Source organism: Mycobacterium sp. UM_WGJ, from assembly GCF_000455125.1.
Taxonomy (GTDB): domain Bacteria; phylum Actinomycetota; class Actinomycetes; order Mycobacteriales; family Mycobacteriaceae; genus Mycobacterium.
Window position 1 is genome coordinate 1 of the sequence record NZ_AUWR01000002.1, and the last position, 14,434, is coordinate 14,434.

The 14,434-nt window shown below is 67.2% G+C and carries 14 protein-coding genes and 1 pseudogene; 5 read left to right on the forward strand and 10 right to left on the reverse strand.

What is annotated here, in order from left to right; translation table 11 throughout:
• Positions 1–535 (forward strand): annotated as a pseudogene (locus N416_RS23435) (hypothetical protein); the annotation flags it as partial.
• Positions 536–898: 363 nt separating this feature from the next.
• Here the strand turns inward: N416_RS23435 and gatB are convergent.
• Positions 899–2,404, reverse strand: coding sequence for an Asp-tRNA(Asn)/Glu-tRNA(Gln) amidotransferase subunit GatB (gene gatB, locus N416_RS0100480; protein WP_024440175.1), 1,506 nt, complete (start codon positions 2,402–2,404; stop codon positions 899–901).
• Positions 2,405–2,442: 38 nt separating this feature from the next.
• Positions 2,443–3,111: a thiaminase II gene (gene tenA, locus N416_RS0100485; protein WP_024440176.1), complete on the reverse strand. Its 669-nt coding sequence runs from the start codon at positions 3,109–3,111 to the stop codon at positions 2,443–2,445.
• Between the two features lie 37 nt (positions 3,112–3,148).
• Here tenA and N416_RS0100490 point away from each other — a divergent pair, with 37 nt between their 5' ends.
• Positions 3,149–3,535: a DUF2237 family protein gene (locus tag N416_RS0100490; protein ID WP_024440177.1), complete on the forward strand. Its 387-nt coding sequence runs from the start codon at positions 3,149–3,151 to the stop codon at positions 3,533–3,535.
• Positions 3,536–3,565: 30 nt separating this feature from the next.
• On the opposite strand, the gene N416_RS0100495 is transcribed toward N416_RS0100490, so the two are convergent.
• A complete protein-coding gene (locus N416_RS0100495; protein ID WP_024440178.1) occupies positions 3,566–3,913 on the reverse strand; it encodes a hypothetical protein in 348 nt (115 codons plus the stop codon).
• A gap of 91 nt (positions 3,914–4,004) precedes the next feature.
• Positions 4,005–5,036 (reverse strand): ATP-dependent 6-phosphofructokinase, encoded by a 1,032-nt coding sequence (locus N416_RS0100500; protein ID WP_024440179.1) that lies wholly within the window; start codon positions 5,034–5,036, stop codon positions 4,005–4,007.
• A gap of 23 nt (positions 5,037–5,059) precedes the next feature.
• On the opposite strand from N416_RS0100500, the gene N416_RS0100505 reads away from it, so the two are divergent.
• Positions 5,060–5,260 carry a hypothetical protein gene (locus N416_RS0100505; protein ID WP_024440180.1) on the forward strand — a complete coding sequence of 67 codons (201 nt, stop codon included), beginning with the start codon at positions 5,060–5,062 and terminating at the stop codon, positions 5,258–5,260.
• A 14-nt stretch (positions 5,261–5,274) separates the two neighbouring features.
• Here N416_RS0100505 and gatA read toward each other — a convergent pair whose 3' ends face one another.
• Both gatA and gatC read right to left on the reverse strand, forming a co-directional pair.
• Positions 5,275–6,756 (reverse strand): Asp-tRNA(Asn)/Glu-tRNA(Gln) amidotransferase subunit GatA, encoded by a 1,482-nt coding sequence (gene gatA, locus N416_RS0100510; RefSeq protein WP_024440181.1) that lies wholly within the window; start codon positions 6,754–6,756, stop codon positions 5,275–5,277.
• Positions 6,753–7,052: an Asp-tRNA(Asn)/Glu-tRNA(Gln) amidotransferase subunit GatC gene (gene gatC, locus N416_RS0100515; RefSeq protein ID WP_024440182.1), complete on the reverse strand. Its 300-nt coding sequence runs from the start codon at positions 7,050–7,052 to the stop codon at positions 6,753–6,755. The genes gatA and gatC overlap by 4 nt, the downstream gene beginning before the upstream one ends.
• Positions 7,053–7,221: 169 nt before the next feature.
• Between gatC and N416_RS0100520 the strand changes: the two genes are divergently transcribed.
• Positions 7,222–7,887 (forward strand): amino acid-binding protein, encoded by a 666-nt coding sequence (locus tag N416_RS0100520; protein WP_036456886.1) that lies wholly within the window; start codon positions 7,222–7,224, stop codon positions 7,885–7,887.
• Positions 7,888–7,918: 31 nt separating this feature from the next.
• Here N416_RS0100520 and N416_RS22060 read toward each other — a convergent pair whose 3' ends face one another.
• Positions 7,919–8,515, reverse strand: coding sequence for a TetR/AcrR family transcriptional regulator (locus N416_RS22060; protein WP_024440184.1), 597 nt, complete (start codon positions 8,513–8,515; stop codon positions 7,919–7,921).
• Between the two features lie 105 nt (positions 8,516–8,620).
• On the opposite strand from N416_RS22060, the gene N416_RS21155 reads away from it, so the two are divergent.
• Positions 8,621–9,766 (forward strand): zinc-binding dehydrogenase, encoded by a 1,146-nt coding sequence (locus tag N416_RS21155; RefSeq protein WP_036456859.1) that lies wholly within the window; start codon positions 8,621–8,623, stop codon positions 9,764–9,766.
• A gap of 36 nt (positions 9,767–9,802) precedes the next feature.
• Here the strand turns inward: N416_RS21155 and N416_RS24200 are convergent, their stop codons facing one another.
• From N416_RS24200 to ligA, 3 genes are all read right to left on the reverse strand, one after another.
• Positions 9,803–11,878: a PGRS repeat-containing protein gene (locus N416_RS24200; RefSeq protein ID WP_081654414.1), complete on the reverse strand. Its 2,076-nt coding sequence runs from the start codon at positions 11,876–11,878 to the stop codon at positions 9,803–9,805.
• A 48-nt stretch (positions 11,879–11,926) separates the two neighbouring features.
• A complete protein-coding gene (locus N416_RS23045; RefSeq protein WP_155943295.1) occupies positions 11,927–12,085 on the reverse strand; it encodes a hypothetical protein in 159 nt (52 codons plus the stop codon).
• 252 nt (positions 12,086–12,337) lie between these two features.
• Entirely contained in the window at positions 12,338–14,413 is a 2,076-nt protein-coding gene (gene ligA / locus N416_RS0100540) for an NAD-dependent DNA ligase LigA (protein WP_024440185.1), read from the reverse strand.
• Positions 14,414–14,434: the final 21 nt, after the last annotated feature.

Here is a 14,434-nt window from a genome sequence, read left to right on the forward strand (position 1 = left end):
TTTCGATGAGCGCGATCAGCCCCTGTTAGCGGCAGTGCTGAACTTCGCTGGTTCCCCGCTGAGCGGTATCGTCATCGGTCAGGTCGGCACCATGCTCAGCCCGGTGCTGCAGTTCCACGAGGACCTCGCCGACATCTCCACGGCGCTGACCGGTGGTGAACCGGACTGGGATGCGGCGCTGCAGAATGTGGCCGACATACCGGCCAACCTCGTCAATGCCTACCTCAACGGCTACGGCGAGGTCGACCTGATGCCGATCCTGGACCAGCTGGGGACCACCCTGCCGCTGCTCGACCTACCCACATACATCACCGAGCTGAATCTGAACGTGGGCGGGCTGCTCAGCGCGGGTGGCTCGATCTTCGATGCCATCGGCATGGGCACCGGAACCGATGCGCTGGGCGAGCCGATGGATCTTTTCGACCTGCCGGGAATCGCGGTCGGGCCGATCGCCTCCATGGTGGCGTTCTCCCAGTCCATCGCGATGGCCCTCGGCTGGGACGGCGCCAGCGACATCCTGAACGGGCTTCTCTGACATTCGCTCAACCGCACCGTGTGGCTCCGCCGGGGCCGCACGGTGCGGTTTTCTTTTCGCCAGCCGCTGCGGTCAGCGCCGCCGGGTCAGCGCCAGCCAATACCAATCGGTTCTCACAGAAGTATTACTGACTCCGCCCGGACGCCTTAAATATCGGCCTTACCTTGGGTTTCAACGGGTCGAAAGCAGTGACTCACACAGCACGTCACCGCCGCCGAATACTCACCCGACGAGCGAAAGGATGAACACGCAATGTTGATCGACTTTCGGTGGCTGCAGTTCATTTTCGACCACCGGGCCCACCAAGGTTCCCGGCACCTGCCGCAGACTCGCGGCGCCATCGCCGGCTGAGACAGCCGGGAACTATCCGCCGCAGGCGGCCAACACCAGTTCTCGCACCCGGGCGGCATCGGCCTGACCCTTGGTGGCCTTCATGACCGCACCGACGATGGCGCCGGCAGCCTGCACCTTGCCACCCCGAATCTTCTCGGCGACATCAGGATTGGCAGCCAGGGCTTCGTCGATCGCCGCCTGGATCACCGAGTCGTCACGCACCACGACCAGGCCTCGGTCGGCCATCACCTGGGCGGGCTCCCCCTCGCCGGCGAGCACCCCTTCGACCACCTGCCGGGCCAACTTGTTGGACAGCTCGCCGGATTCCACCAGCGCCACCACGGCAGCCACCTGCATGGGCGTGATAGCCAGCGCGTCGAGTTCGACACCGGCCTCGTTGGCCTTCTGCACCAGGAAGTTTCCCCACCAGGCCCGGGCCGCCTCGCTGGATGCTCCGGCCGACACGGTGGCGGCCACCAACTCAACCGCCCCCGCGTTGACCAGGTCGCGCATCACCTCGTCGGAGACGCCCCACTGCTCCTGGATCTTCTTGCGGGCCAGCCACGGCAGTTCCGGGATGGTCTCCCGTAGTTCGGCGACCAGCTCCACCGATGGCGCCACCGGCTCCAGATCGGGTTCAGGAAAGTAGCGGTAATCCTCCGCGGTCTCCTTGGCCCGGCCCGGGCTCGTGTAGCCGGCTTCGTGGAAGTGCCGGGTCTCCTGAACGACCGTGCCCCCTGCGGTCAACACCGCGCCCTGGCGTCGCATCTCGTAGCTCACCGCCACCTCGACACTCTTGAGGGAGTTGACGTTCTTGGTCTCGGTCCGGGTGCCGAATTCAGCTGCGCCGGTGGGCTTCAGCGATACGTTGGCGTCGCAGCGCATCGAACCCTGGTCCATCCGCACGTCAGAAACATCCAAGGCCCGCAGCAGATCCCGCAACGCGGTCACATAAGCCCGAGCGATCTGCGGTGCACGTTCCGCGGCACCGGTGATCGGTTTGGTGACGATCTCGATCAGCGGCACGCCGGCCCGGTTGTAGTCGACCAGAGATTCGCTGGCGCCCTCGATGCGACCGGTATCGCTGCCGACGTGGGTGAGCTTGCCGGTGTCCTCCTCCATGTGGGCGCGCTCGATGTCCACCCGCCACACCGACCCGTCCTCCAGCGGCACATCCAAGTAACCGTTGAATGCGATCGGTTCGTCGTACTGAGAGATCTGGTAGTTCTTCGGCTGGTCGGGATAGAAGTAGTTCTTGCGGGCGAACCGGCACCAGGAGGCGATGTCGCAGTTGAGCGCCAACCCGATCCGGATCGCCGATTCGACCGCGGTGGCATTGAGCACCGGCAGCGAGCCGGGCAGGCCCAGACACACCGGACACACTTGGGTGTTCGGCTCGGCGCCGAACGCCGTCGAGCATCCGCAGAACATCTTGGTGGCCGTGGACAGCTCGACGTGCACTTCCAGGCCCAGGACCGGGTCGAAGCGGGCGACGACGTCGTCGTAATCGAGCAGTTCAGCGACAGCAGCGGTCATGGCGCAAAGTCTAGGTGACCCCGTCAGCCGGTCCTTGATCACACCGGCCAGTCCTCCATCCGGTAGGCGGCGTCGAAGAACATCCATTCGTAGCGCGCGGCGGTGTGGAGATGCCGGCGCATCAGCTCCCACTCCGCAGCCGGCACATGTGCGCCGATCCGATCGGTAACGGCCAGTACGGCCTCGACCACCGCCTGGTACTCCTGGCCCGCGTAGCTGTCGATCCAGCGCTGGAACAGTGGCTCCGGCGAACCGTGGCGCTGCAGGTGCTCCCCCACCCGGGCATAGATCCAATAGCAGGGCAGCACGGCGGCGACGGCCTCGGCGTAGGAGCCTGATGCGGTGATCGCCAGCAGGTAGCTGGTGTAGGCCTGGGTCGTCGGGGCGATCGGCAGTGCCGCGGCAGCATCAACGTCGAGGCCCAGATCGGCCAGCAGCCCGGCATGCAGTTCCGCTTCGGCGGTGATCGCCGCGCCGGCGTGCTCGGCGAACATGGTCAGCTCCGATGCGATCGGCGCCTTGGCCGCACACCTCGCCAACGCCTGGGCGTACCCGCGCAGGTAGTGCCCGTCCTGCACGAGGTAGTAGCGAAACTGGTTGCGCCCCAGGGTCCCCTTGGTCAGCCCGGTGACGAACGGGTGCTCGCAGATCTGCCGGTAGATGCCGTCGATGTGCGCCCACAGCCGCTCACGGTTCCGCTCGGTCATACCTCACGGTAGGTGACACCGTCCTAGACTGAGCCACATGCCCGACCGCAACGTACTGGGCGGCCCGCTGGAGCCGTGCGGCAGCGACCCGATCACCGGCTTCTACCGCGACGGCTGCTGCTCGTCAGGTCCCGAGGACATTGGCCTGCATACGATTTGCGCCGTCGTCACCGGCGAGTTCCTGGAACACCAGCGCGCTATCGGCAACGACCTGTCCACACCGATGCCGGCCTACCGATTCCCGGGGCTGACGCCCGGAGATCGCTGGTGCGTCACCGCGTTGAACTGGCTGCGAGCCCACCGCGACGGCTGCGCCGCACCGGTGGTGCTGGCCGCGACCCACGAACGCACGCTGGACGTGGTCAGCCTCGAGGTACTGGCGGACTACGCCGTCGACGTGCCCGATGACCCCAGCGACCTGTGACCGCTACCGGCCACTTGACCGAGCCGGCGATCAGGGTCCCAGTGTTACGCCGACGCCGGAGTTGCTCTGTTCGCGATGTCTTTCGTACCAGACGAATTCGTCGACCAGCGGGCCATCCTCCGGGCAGTCGGCTATGACTGACCCGGCCAGCAGTCGCCCCGTCTGGTCTGCGGGCATGCCACTGGTCGCCAGAATGTGGCTGACCGCGTGCTTGACGCCCGCCAGATTCGGCTGGTCGTTGATGAAGGCGCACACATCGCCACCGTGATCGGTGATGTAATCGCCGATCAGGTCACCGCTGGCGTGGGCCGGTATCGACGGCACCAGCCCCATCGGCAGACCGCACAACACCGCAGCAGACAACACCATCGTTCTCATATCCCACCCCCAGCCTTGATCCATCAGGCAACACGAAGCACAACCTCACCATTGTGAAGCCCTTTCGCGACGTTGTCACGCCACGCGCGAGTCAGCCGAAGAACGCGGCCGCATCGTCGTAGCGGCTCTGCGGCACCACTTTGAGCTGTCGGACCGCGTCGGCCAACGCCACCCTGCCGATCTCCTGACCACGCAGCGACACCATCATTCCGTATTCGCCGGCGTGGGCGGCGTCAGCGGCGTTGACGCCGAAGCGCGTTGCCAGCACGCGGTCGTAAGCGGTCGGGGTGCCGCCACGCTGCACATGGCCCAGCACCGTAGTGCGGACTTCCTTCTTGACCCGCTTCTCGATTTCGACAGCCAGCTGGGCGGCGACACCGGTGAACCTCTCGTGGCCGAACTCGTCGACGCCGCCGGCCCGCAGCTCCATCGAACCGGCAGCCGGTTTGGCCCCTTCGGCGACAACACAGATGAAGTGCGACGACCCGTGCTGGAAGCGCTGCTTGACCAGCCGACAGACCTCTTCGACATCGAAGGGCTGTTCGGGAATCAATGTCATGTGCGCGCCGGTGGCCAGGCCGGCGTTGAGCGCGATCCAGCCGGCGTGACGGCCCATCACCTCGACCAGCATGACCCGCTGGTGAGATTCGGCGGTGGAGTGCAGCCGGTCGATTGCATCGGAGGCGACCTGCAGAGCGGTGTCGTGGCCGAAAGTGACGTCGGTGCAGTCGATGTCGTTGTCGATGGTCTTAGGCACCCCGACCACCGGGACGTTCTCCTGCGACAGCCAGTGCGCCGCAGTCAAGGTGCCCTCACCGCCAATAGGGATAAGGACATCGATGCCGTTGTCATCCAGGGTCTGCTTCACCTGAGCCAGGCCGGCGCGCAACTTGTCCGGGTTTACCCGGGCGGTCCCGAGCATGGTGCCGCCTTTGGCCAACAGGCGGTCGTTGCGGTCGTCGTTGGCCAACTGGACGCGCCGGTTCTCCAACAGGCCGCGCCAGCCGTCTTGGAACCCGACCACCGTGGAGCCGTAGCGGGAGTCGCAGGTGCGCACCACCGCCCTGATCACCGCGTTCAACCCGGGACAGTCACCGCCGCCGGTGAGTACTCCGATCCGCATGTCCCCATCTTGCCGGGTGCCACGTGCCGCCGGGGAGCGGACGCCGAATCGGACAGAACGCGCACGGCCCGCGCCAGGGGGCATGTTGGGGTCCCGTCGGCGCCGCCACCGGCGGCTACCAGCTCGACCTTGGCCGGCTGCTCAGCCAGGAAGGCTCACCGTTCAACTCGATCGGCTGGGACGACCTCGGTAACCAACTCGCGGATCTGGCCAGTCAGTTCTGACCAGCCCCGGCCGCCTAGATCGCGCTGGCAAGCACCCCGCGGGCGGCCTCGTAGGCCGCGCCCACCCGGTACAGCCGGTCATCGGCCAGCGCCGGCGCCATGATCTGCAGGCCCACCGGCAGCCCGTCGTCGCCGGAAAGCCCGGACGGCACCGACATCCCGCAGTGTCCGGCCAGGTTCAGCGGCAGCGTGCACAAGTCGAAGAGGTACATCGCCAACGGGTCGTCGACCTTCTCCCCAAGCCGGAACGCCGTGGTGGGCGTTGTCGGCGAGACCAGTACGTCCACGCTCTTGTACGCCTCGTCGAGATCGCGGGCGATCAGCGTGCGCACCTTCTGTGCCTGGTTGTAGTAGGCGTCGTAGTAGCCCGCCGACAGCGCATAGGTGCCGAGCATGATGCGGCGCTTGACCTCCGGGCCGAAGCCGGCCGCCCGGGTCAGCGCCATCACCTCCTCGGCGCTGTGCGTGCCGTCGTCGCCGACTCGCAACCCGAACCGCATCGCATCGAAGCGGGCCAGGTTGGATGACACCTCCGAGGGCAGGATCAGGTAGTAGGCGCTCAGCGAGTAGTCGAAGTGGGGACAGTCCACCTCGGAGATCTGCGCGCCCAGCGCTTTCAACTGTTCGACGGCGGCATTGAACGAGGCCAGCACGCCCGGCTGGTAGCCCTCGCCGCTGTGCAGCTGACGCACCACCCCGATCCGCACGCCCGCCAGATCACCGGTGGCCCCGGCGCGGGCGGCACCCACGACGTCGGGCACCGCTACATCCAGGGAGGTGGAGTCGCGCCGGTCATACCCGGCGATCACCGAGTGCAGCAGCGCGGTGTCGGCCACGGTGCGTGCACACGGTCCACCCTGGTCCAGCGAGGACGCGCACGCCACCAACCCGTAGCGACTCACGGTGCCGTAAGTGGGTTTGACGCCGACCGTCGCGGTCAGCGCGGCCGGCTGGCGGATCGAGCCGCCGGTGTCGGTGCCGATGGCCAATGGCGCCTGGAATGCGGCCAGTGCCGCGGCACTGCCGCCGCCGGAGCCGCCCGGCACCCGCTCGGCGTCCCACGGGTTGCGGGTCGGACCGTAGGCGGAGTTCTCCGTCGACGAGCCCATCGCGAACTCGTCCATGTTGGTCTTGCCCAGGATCGGGATTCCCGCTGCGCGCAGTCGCGCGGTGACGGTCGCGTCGTAGGGGGCCCGCCAGCCTTCCAGGATCTTCGATCCGCAGGTGGTGGGCGCGTCGACGGTGGTGAACACGTCTTTGAGTGCCAACGGGACTCCGGCCAGCGCCGACGGCGCCTCGCCGGCGGCGATCGCCTTGTCGGCGGCCTCCGCTGCGGCCAGGGCCTCCTCGGCGCCGACGTGCAGGAAGGCTCCGTACCGATCGTCGGTGGCCGCGATCTGGTCGAGGTGGGCGCGGGTGACCTCGACCGAGGACACCTCGCGGGCGGCGATCTTGGCCGCCAGGGTGGCCGCGTCGGACCGGATCAGCTCACTCACTGGCTCTCCCCCAGGATCTGCGGCACCGCAAAGCGGCCGTCTTCGGCGCGCGGTGCGGCGGCCAGCGCTTGGTCCTGGGTCAGCCCGTCGGCGATCTCGTCGGGCCGGGTGACGTTGACGGCCTTGAGCGGGTTGTCGGTCGCCTCGACGCCGGTGACGTCGACGGCCTGAATCGTGCTGACATGGGTCAGGATCGCATCAAGCTGGCCGGCAAATCCGTCCAACTCGGCGTCGGTCAGCGCCAGCCGGGCCAATCGGGCCAGGTGAGCTACATCGTCACGGGAGATCTGGGACACGGGTGAAAAGCCTAGCGTCGGTCGCAAGCGCGGCGAAGCCGGGCGCAGCGGGCCGGCGCCAACGGGACCTGTCGGCCATGCACGTCGACCGTAACGCCAGCGTGCGGTGGCGAACGTGAAGTCAGACTCACTGTCCGCGGGCCACGGGACGCTGTGGGAAGGTTTGCCCATGCCTTCCTATCTGCTGCGCGTCGAACTCGACGACCGCCCCGGCAGCCTGGGGTCGCTTGCCGTGGGTCTGGGCTCGGTGGGCGCCGACATCTTGTCGCTGGACGTTGTGGAACGCGGCAGCGGTTCGGCCATCGACGACCTGGTGGTCGAACTGCCACAGGGATCGATGCCCGATGTGCTGATCACCGCCGCCGAGCGGTTGCCCGGGGTTCGGGTGCACAGCATTCGTCCGCACACCGGACTGCTGGATGCGCACCGTGAGCTCGAGCTGATCGACCATGTCGCGGCCGCCGGTGACCGCAGCGCCAAACTGGCGAAGCTGGCCAACGAAACGCCCCGTGTGCTGCGGGTCAGCTGGTGTGCGGTGCTGCGCGCCGAGGGCGCCGACGGTGGGTTCCGCCGGCTCGCCGGCAGCCCGGGGACTCCGGAGACCCAGGTTGAGACGGTGCCGTGGTTGCCGCTCGAACGTGCCACCGCCCTGGACAACACCGCCACGTGGGTGCCCGCGATGTGGCGGGACATGGACGTCGCATTGGCCGCCGCACCGCTGGGCAACCCGCGCACCGCGATTGTGCTCGGACGCACCGGCGGACCGGACTTCCTGCCCGCCGAAGTGGTCCGTCTGGGCTATCTCGCCGGGATCGTGGCCACCCTGCTGCGCTGAGCAGTCGGCGCGCTGTCACCCGCGGCCCGGTTCACTCGGTGTCTTGCGTCGGGGCCCGCAACGCCTTATGCAGCAACAGTCGGGTCTGTGCGATCGCGTCGTCAGGCGCGACGCCACCGCGGGCGATCAACGTTGCAGCGCCCAGAATCTGGACGCCGAAGTTGGTGGCCGCGACGATGGGCGAAATCCGCTGGTCGACTTCGCCGGCCAACTGGGCCCGGTGCACGGCGCCAGCGAGTACCTCCACCGACTGCGCCTCGGCCACCAACCGGCTGGGATCGGCGATCGGGGCAAGAATCAAAACCCGGTAACGACTGGCGACTTCGATCGTCGGCCCGACCAACTCAATGAGGCTCGGCAACACCGGGGCAGACTTTGGCAACGAGTCATAGAGCTCGCGCATTTTCGTGACGGCGACTTGGTGAATGGCGACAACGAGTCGCTCACGGCTCGGGAAATGCCGGTAGAGGGTTCCGCGGTTGAGTTCGGCGGCGTCGGCGATCTCCTGCATGGACGCGTTCGGATCTCCCGCGAGCACTTGGGTAGCCGCCTCGAGAATCCGCAACCGATTCTCGACTACGTCCGATCGCAGGCGGGCCGTATCGACCAACGAACCCCCACGCGCCATGTTGACAGCCTAATCGACGCGTGCCACATTGCCAGCACCAAAATGCAACATATTGTTGCATTTTTTCTTGCGGGTTGGGCGCCGGGCAGATAGGCCAGATACAGCGTGAAAGCAGTTGTGTGCCAGAACGGCACCTTGTCGGTTTCCGACCTTCCGACGCCACGTCCAGGTCGCGGCCAGGTCCGGCTTAGGGTGCTGCGCTGCGGCATCTGCGGGTCTGACCTGCACGCACGGCACCACAGCGACGATCTCGCCGACGTCGCCGCCGAGATGGGGTACCTGGAGGCGATGCGCTCGCACGAGCGCACCGTGTTCGGACACGAATTCTGCGGGGAGATCCTCGAATACGGTCCGCGGTGCAAGAAGCGCGCTCCGATCGGCAGCCGCGTCGTCGCGTTTCCGTTGCGGCGCGCGGGTGAGGGCATACACCCGATCGGACTCTCGGCGTCGGCGCCGGGCGGCTACGCCGAAGAACTGCTCATCGAAGAGTCGCTGATGGTGCGCGTCCCCGATGAGCTCAGCACCGACGTCGCCGCGCTGACCGAACCGATGGCGGTGGGACTGCACGCGGTGCGACGGTCCAAGATCCGGCGCGGCCAGATCGCCGTCGTCGTCGGCGCGGGTCCCATCGGGCTGGCGGTCGTGCTCATGCTCAAGGCCAAGGGTGTTCGCACGGTGATCGCCAGCGACTACAGCGCGGCACGACGCGAGTTGGCCAGAAGATGCGGGGCCGACATCGTCGTCGATCCGGCCACCGAATCGCCCATCGACCACGTCCGGCAACGGCCCGGCTACTTCACCAGTTCCGCGGCCGCGATGCGCCTGCTGCTTCGCGCTAGCCAAGCGGCGAACACCCTGCCGGTTCCGCAGTGGCAGACCTGGCGGGCGCTCGAGACCATGGGTGTCGGCCCCAAAGCTCCGGTGATCTTCGAATGTGTTGGGGTCCCCGGGATGCTGAATTCGGTGATCACCTCCGCGCCGATCATGTCGCGCATCATCGCGGCCGGGGTCTGCATGGGCGAGGACCGGCTGCGGCCCGCGATGGCGATCAACAAGGAACTCGACATCCGTTTCGTCGTGGAATACACCCCGGTGGAATTCCGCCAGACCGTGAGAATGCTCGCCAAGAAGAAGGTGGACCCCACGCCGCTGATCACCGCGACGGTATCGCTGGCCGAGGTGGATGCGGCGTTCGAGGCACTGGCCTCCCCCGATGACCACGCGAAGATCCTCATCGACCCGACTTCGTGAGTCGTGGCTTCACAGACCTGCGGTCACCGACGGTGATCAACCCGCCGCGGCAGCCGGGGTCACGGTCACGCTGATGGTGGTGGCTCCGGCATCGGAGGCGATGACGAGCACCGGCGCGTTGGGCGCCGACACGACATGGCCGCCGGTGACGCTGACGTCGTAGCCGTCGGGGTAGATGACTTCCGGCACGGAGATGTTGGACTGCGCACCGGCAGCGAAGACGCCCCCGCCGGCCATGTCGGTCGAGTAACTCAGCTGGAACGTGCCGTTGTCGAACGTCCAGGCAGTCGGGATTCCAGCCACCGCCTGCGGGTAGGGCTCGGCCAACACCGCCAGCTTCGCGGCGTCGATGTTGTCGCCGGTCGGCGGCAGGCTGGTGTCATACACGATCGACTCGGCCTCGCGTGATGTGGCGGTGGTGGTGATGTCGTTCTGGCCGGTGTAGACCCAGGTGGCCCAGCCGTATTGATGTCGCTCGGCGGCATCCAGTACCGCGGTGTGCGCCGCGAGGACGTTGCTGGCGCCGAACCCACCGATATGAGCCGGGATGTTGTAGGTGTCCGGGTAGGTCGTCGCGTTGTTGATCGCGATGTCGGCGAAGACGTTGCAGAAGAAGTCGACGCCGAACAGGTCGACCGACGGGCAGAAGTGCTGGAACGAGTAGATGACCCTGTCGTCGTCCACCTCGCCCAGTCGGGTCTGAACACCCAAGTTGAAGAGCACATTCGGCTGTACGAATATCGGCGTATCGGGGTCCACCGACCGGATGGCCGCGACCGACTGGTTGTAAAAGGGTGTCAGCTGCTGGGAGTCGAAGTAGGGGCTGCCGAACAGGCTTGAGAGCCAGTGCGATCCGGCATGCGGTTCGGCGACCACACCGAAGGCGGCCACCGCGGGGTTGTCTTTGAAGTAGTTCGCCACCACCTGCAGCATCTGCGCGTGGTGGGTCTCCAACCCGATTCCATCAGGCGCCGTGGCGTTGCCCCAGAACGCATCCCAGGCGTGGTTCTGCGCGGGGTTGACGAAGTAGCTCCAGGGGAAGCCCACGTCGATATTGGGCAGCCCGCCGGTCTGCACCGCCCACTCCGGCGCCCCCTCGCCTCCGAACGACGTGCTGTAGAGGTCTTGATGCATGTAGATGTTGCTGGTGATGCCATGATTGGCCAGGGTCTGTACGGTCTGGGCGATGGAGGCCAGGTAGTCGTAGTCGAAGACCCCGGGCTCGGGCTCGACCGCGGCCCAGATCAAGCCCAGCTGAACGTTGTTGAATCCGTTAGCAGCTAGGAAGGCCGCGTCGTCGTCGCCGAATCCGTTGGCCGACAACTCGTATGGCGCAACCTTGTTCACGTGGTCGAAGCCGTGCAGGATCACGACGCGTCCGTCACTGTCGATCAACCAGGATCCCGCTGTCGAGAACCCACCGCTGCCACCGCCGCTCAGCGGCACACCGGTGCCGAATCGACCGACGTCGCCGTGGGCCCCGAGCAGCAGAGGGCTGCCGTTGCCGCCGGTGCCGCCCAGAGCGGGCAACCGGGTGGCCGCCCCGCCCACGCCACTATTACCGGCATCGCCCCCGTCACCGCCACTGCCGAACAGGCCGACGGCATTACCCCCGTCGCCACCGCGTCCCCCGTCACCTCCATCACCACCGGAACCGCCGGCACCACCGATGCCGAACAGCCAGCCACCTGCGCCGCCGGAGCCACCGACCCCGCCGATCTCTCCGTCACCGCCGCCGCCACCGGCACCGCCGACCCCCAGCAGCCAGCCGCCGGCCCCACCGGCACCACCGGCCGCACCCGCGCCCCCGGCGCCACCGGCCCCGCCGTCACCGAACCACCCCGCGCTCCCGCCCGCACCGCCGGCCACACCGTCCGCAGTGCTGGAGTAGCCGGCTCCACCGTCACCGAACAGCCACCCACCGGCCCCACCGTCAGGATTCTCAGCGGTGCCGTCCGCCCCATCACCGATGACGTAAGAGCCCAAGAGCTGATTGATCGCTCCGCCCACCTGCAGGCCCAGATCGCTGTTGATCACATTGCCGACGCCGGTGTGGATCGGGGTGTAGATCCACTGATCGAACAAGGTGGTCAGACCGATGGGTGCGGCCAATGCCGGTTGCGCGCTGCTCAGTCCGTCAAGGTCGGCCCATACGGCTTCCTAGTGCGCCGGGTCGAAGAAGGCTTCCCACGCCGTGGAGTCGGTGAACGCCTCCCAGTCGAGGGTGCCGGTAGCCGCGTCCGCAAAGGGCGAGAACAGCTGCTCGAACACGTCCTCGATGTCGGCCTGAGCTGCGGGCGCCGAGGCGAGCGGGAGCATGCCGAAGCACGCAAACGCCCCAATCGCGAGAGGGGTAGTGAGCATCCGCTTGCGGGTGTATCGCCCGATTCCACGCGAGCCGTGCGTGGCGGAGGACTGCCTGTCGGTGCCCCAGAAGGCGCTCTCACCAGTGGTCATCGTGTCCCCGCACTTCCCCAGCGGCCCCACCGAAAACGAACTGCAACATGCTGTTGCACTTCGCTGCGAAACGCTGCCATACTTCGATGACGCTGTCAATAAGCTGAGAGCAGGCTAATCCGGTGCGGTGTTCGGGCCCTCGGCCAGCAAGTTGACGAATCCGTCCTCGTCCAGGACCGGCACCCCGAGTTCGACAGCCTTGTCGTACTTCGAGCCGGGCGCATCGCCGGCCACCACGTAGGCGGTCTTCTTCGACACCGAACCGGCCGCCCGACCCCCCCGGGCGATGATCGCCTCTTTGGCCTCGTCGCGAGAGAAGCCGGTCAGCGAGCCCGTCACCACGATGCTCAGCCCCTCAAGCGTGCGTTCGATGCTCGCATCGCGTTCGTCGGCCATCCGCACCCCGGCGGCCCGCCATTTGTCGACGATCGCACGGTGCCAGTCGACGTCGAACCATTCGGTGACCGCGGCGGCGATGGTGGGGCCGACGCCCTCGACAGCGGCCAACTGCTCAGTGGACGCCGCGGTGATCGCGTCCAGGCTGCCGAACTCGGTGGCCAGCGCCCGCGCCGCGGTCGGGCCGACGTGCCGAATCGACAAGGCCACCAGCACCCGCCACAGCGGTTGAGCCTTGGCCTTGTCGAGATTGGCCAGCAGCTGCCGGCCATTCTTGGACAGCACACCACCCTTGGTGGTGAACAGCTCGGTACGCAGCAGGTCTTCTTCGGTGAGGGTGAACAGGTCGCCCTCGTCGGTGATGACCCCGGCGCTCAACAGGGCGGTCGCCGCCTCATACCCCAGAGCCTCGATGTCGAAGGCGCCGCGGCCGGCGACGTGGAAAACCCGCTCGCGCAGCTGCGCCGGGCAGGACCGCGAATTGGGGCAACGGATGTCGACGTCGGCTTCCTTGGCCGGCGCCAGCAGCGTTCCGCATTCCGGGCAGTGGGTCGGCATGACGAACTCGCGCTCGTTGCCGTCGCGCAGATCGACCACGGGCCCGAGCACCTCGGGAATCACGTCGCCGGCCTTGCGGATCACCACGGTGTCGCCGATCAGCACCCCTTTGCGCTTGACCTCCGAGGCGTTGTGCAAGGTGGCCAGGCTCACCGTGGAGCCGGCGACCTTGACCGGGGTCATGTAGGCGAACGGGGTCACCCGGCCGGTGCGCCCGACGCTGACCCGGATGTCGAGCAGCGTGGTCTGCGCCTCTTCGGGCGGATATTTGTAGGCCACCGCCCACCGCGGCACCCGGGAGGTGGCGCCGAGCCGACGCTGCAGGGTGCGGTCGTCGACTTTGACCACCACACCATCGATTTCGTGTTCGACGTCGTGCCGGTGTTCACCCCAGTAGGCGATACGTTCAGCTACCGCGGCCATGCCCTCGACGCGGGCGGTGTGTGTCGAGACCGGCAGCCCCCAGGCCTGCATCGCTCGGTAGGCGCCGTGCAAGGTGTCGGGGCTGAAGCCCTCGGCGTAGCCGAGGCCGTGGCAGACCATCCGCAGATTGCGCCGCGCGGTGATAGCCGGGTTCTTCTGCCGCAGGGAACCAGCCGCGCTGTTGCGGGGGTTGGCGAACGGCGGCTTGCCCTCGGCGACCAGTCCGGCGTTGAGGTTTTCGAAGTCCTCCAACCGGAAGTACACCTCGCCGCGCACCTCCAGCACCGCCGGGACCGGGAATTCGGTGTCGGTGTTGAGGAACTCGGGGATGTCGGCGATGGTGCGCGCATTGAGTGTCACGTCCTCACCGACCCGGCCGTCGCCACGGGTGGCCCCACTGCTCAACCGGCCGTTGCGGTACACCAGTCCGAGTGCCACGCCGTCGACCTTGAGTTCGCACAGGTAGGCGGTGTCACCGCCTATCTCACTGATCACCCGACCGGCCCAGGCCGTCAGTTCGTCGGTTGAGAACACGTCTTCGAGCGACAGCATTCGCTCCAGATGCTCAGCGGGGGCGAACTCCGTGGTGAACCCGGCGCCACCCACCAGCTGGGTCGGCGAGTCGGCGGTACGCAGCTCCGGGTGCGCCTCCTCCAGCGCGAGCAGCTGGTTGAACAGCTCGTCGAAGTCGCCGTCGGTGATGATCGGCGCGTCTTTGACGTAGTAGCGGAACTGGTGCTCGCGCACCTCTTCAGCCAGATCGTGCCACTGCCGCCGGAGGTCGGGGGGCACGCTGTCGGCCTCTGGACTCACCCCCGCAGGTTATCTGCTCTG

Bases quoted from the DNA above. Each gene is read 5' to 3' on its own strand.
- N416_RS22060 (WP_024440184.1), bottom strand. From the start codon at position 8,515: ATGGCGCGTGGGGGTTCGTTGGTCGATACGGCCCGCCTGCGATCGGAC.
- tenA (WP_024440176.1), bottom strand. From the start codon at position 3,111: ATGACCGAGCGGAACCGTGAGCGGCTGTGGGCGCACATCGACGGCATC.
- N416_RS0100495 (WP_024440178.1), bottom strand. From the start codon at position 3,913: ATGAGAACGATGGTGTTGTCTGCTGCGGTGTTGTGCGGTCTGCCGATG.
- N416_RS23045 (WP_155943295.1), bottom strand. From the start codon at position 12,085: ATGCTCCCGCTCGCCTCGGCGCCCGCAGCTCAGGCCGACATCGAGGAC.
- N416_RS0100500 (WP_024440179.1), bottom strand. From the start codon at position 5,036: ATGCGGATCGGAGTACTCACCGGCGGCGGTGACTGTCCCGGGTTGAAC.
- gatB (WP_024440175.1), bottom strand. From the start codon at position 2,404: ATGACCGCTGCTGTCGCTGAACTGCTCGATTACGACGACGTCGTCGCC.
- N416_RS0100490 (WP_024440177.1), top strand. From the start codon at position 3,149: ATGCCCGACCGCAACGTACTGGGCGGCCCGCTGGAGCCGTGCGGCAGC.
- N416_RS0100520 (WP_036456886.1), top strand. From the start codon at position 7,222: ATGCCTTCCTATCTGCTGCGCGTCGAACTCGACGACCGCCCCGGCAGC.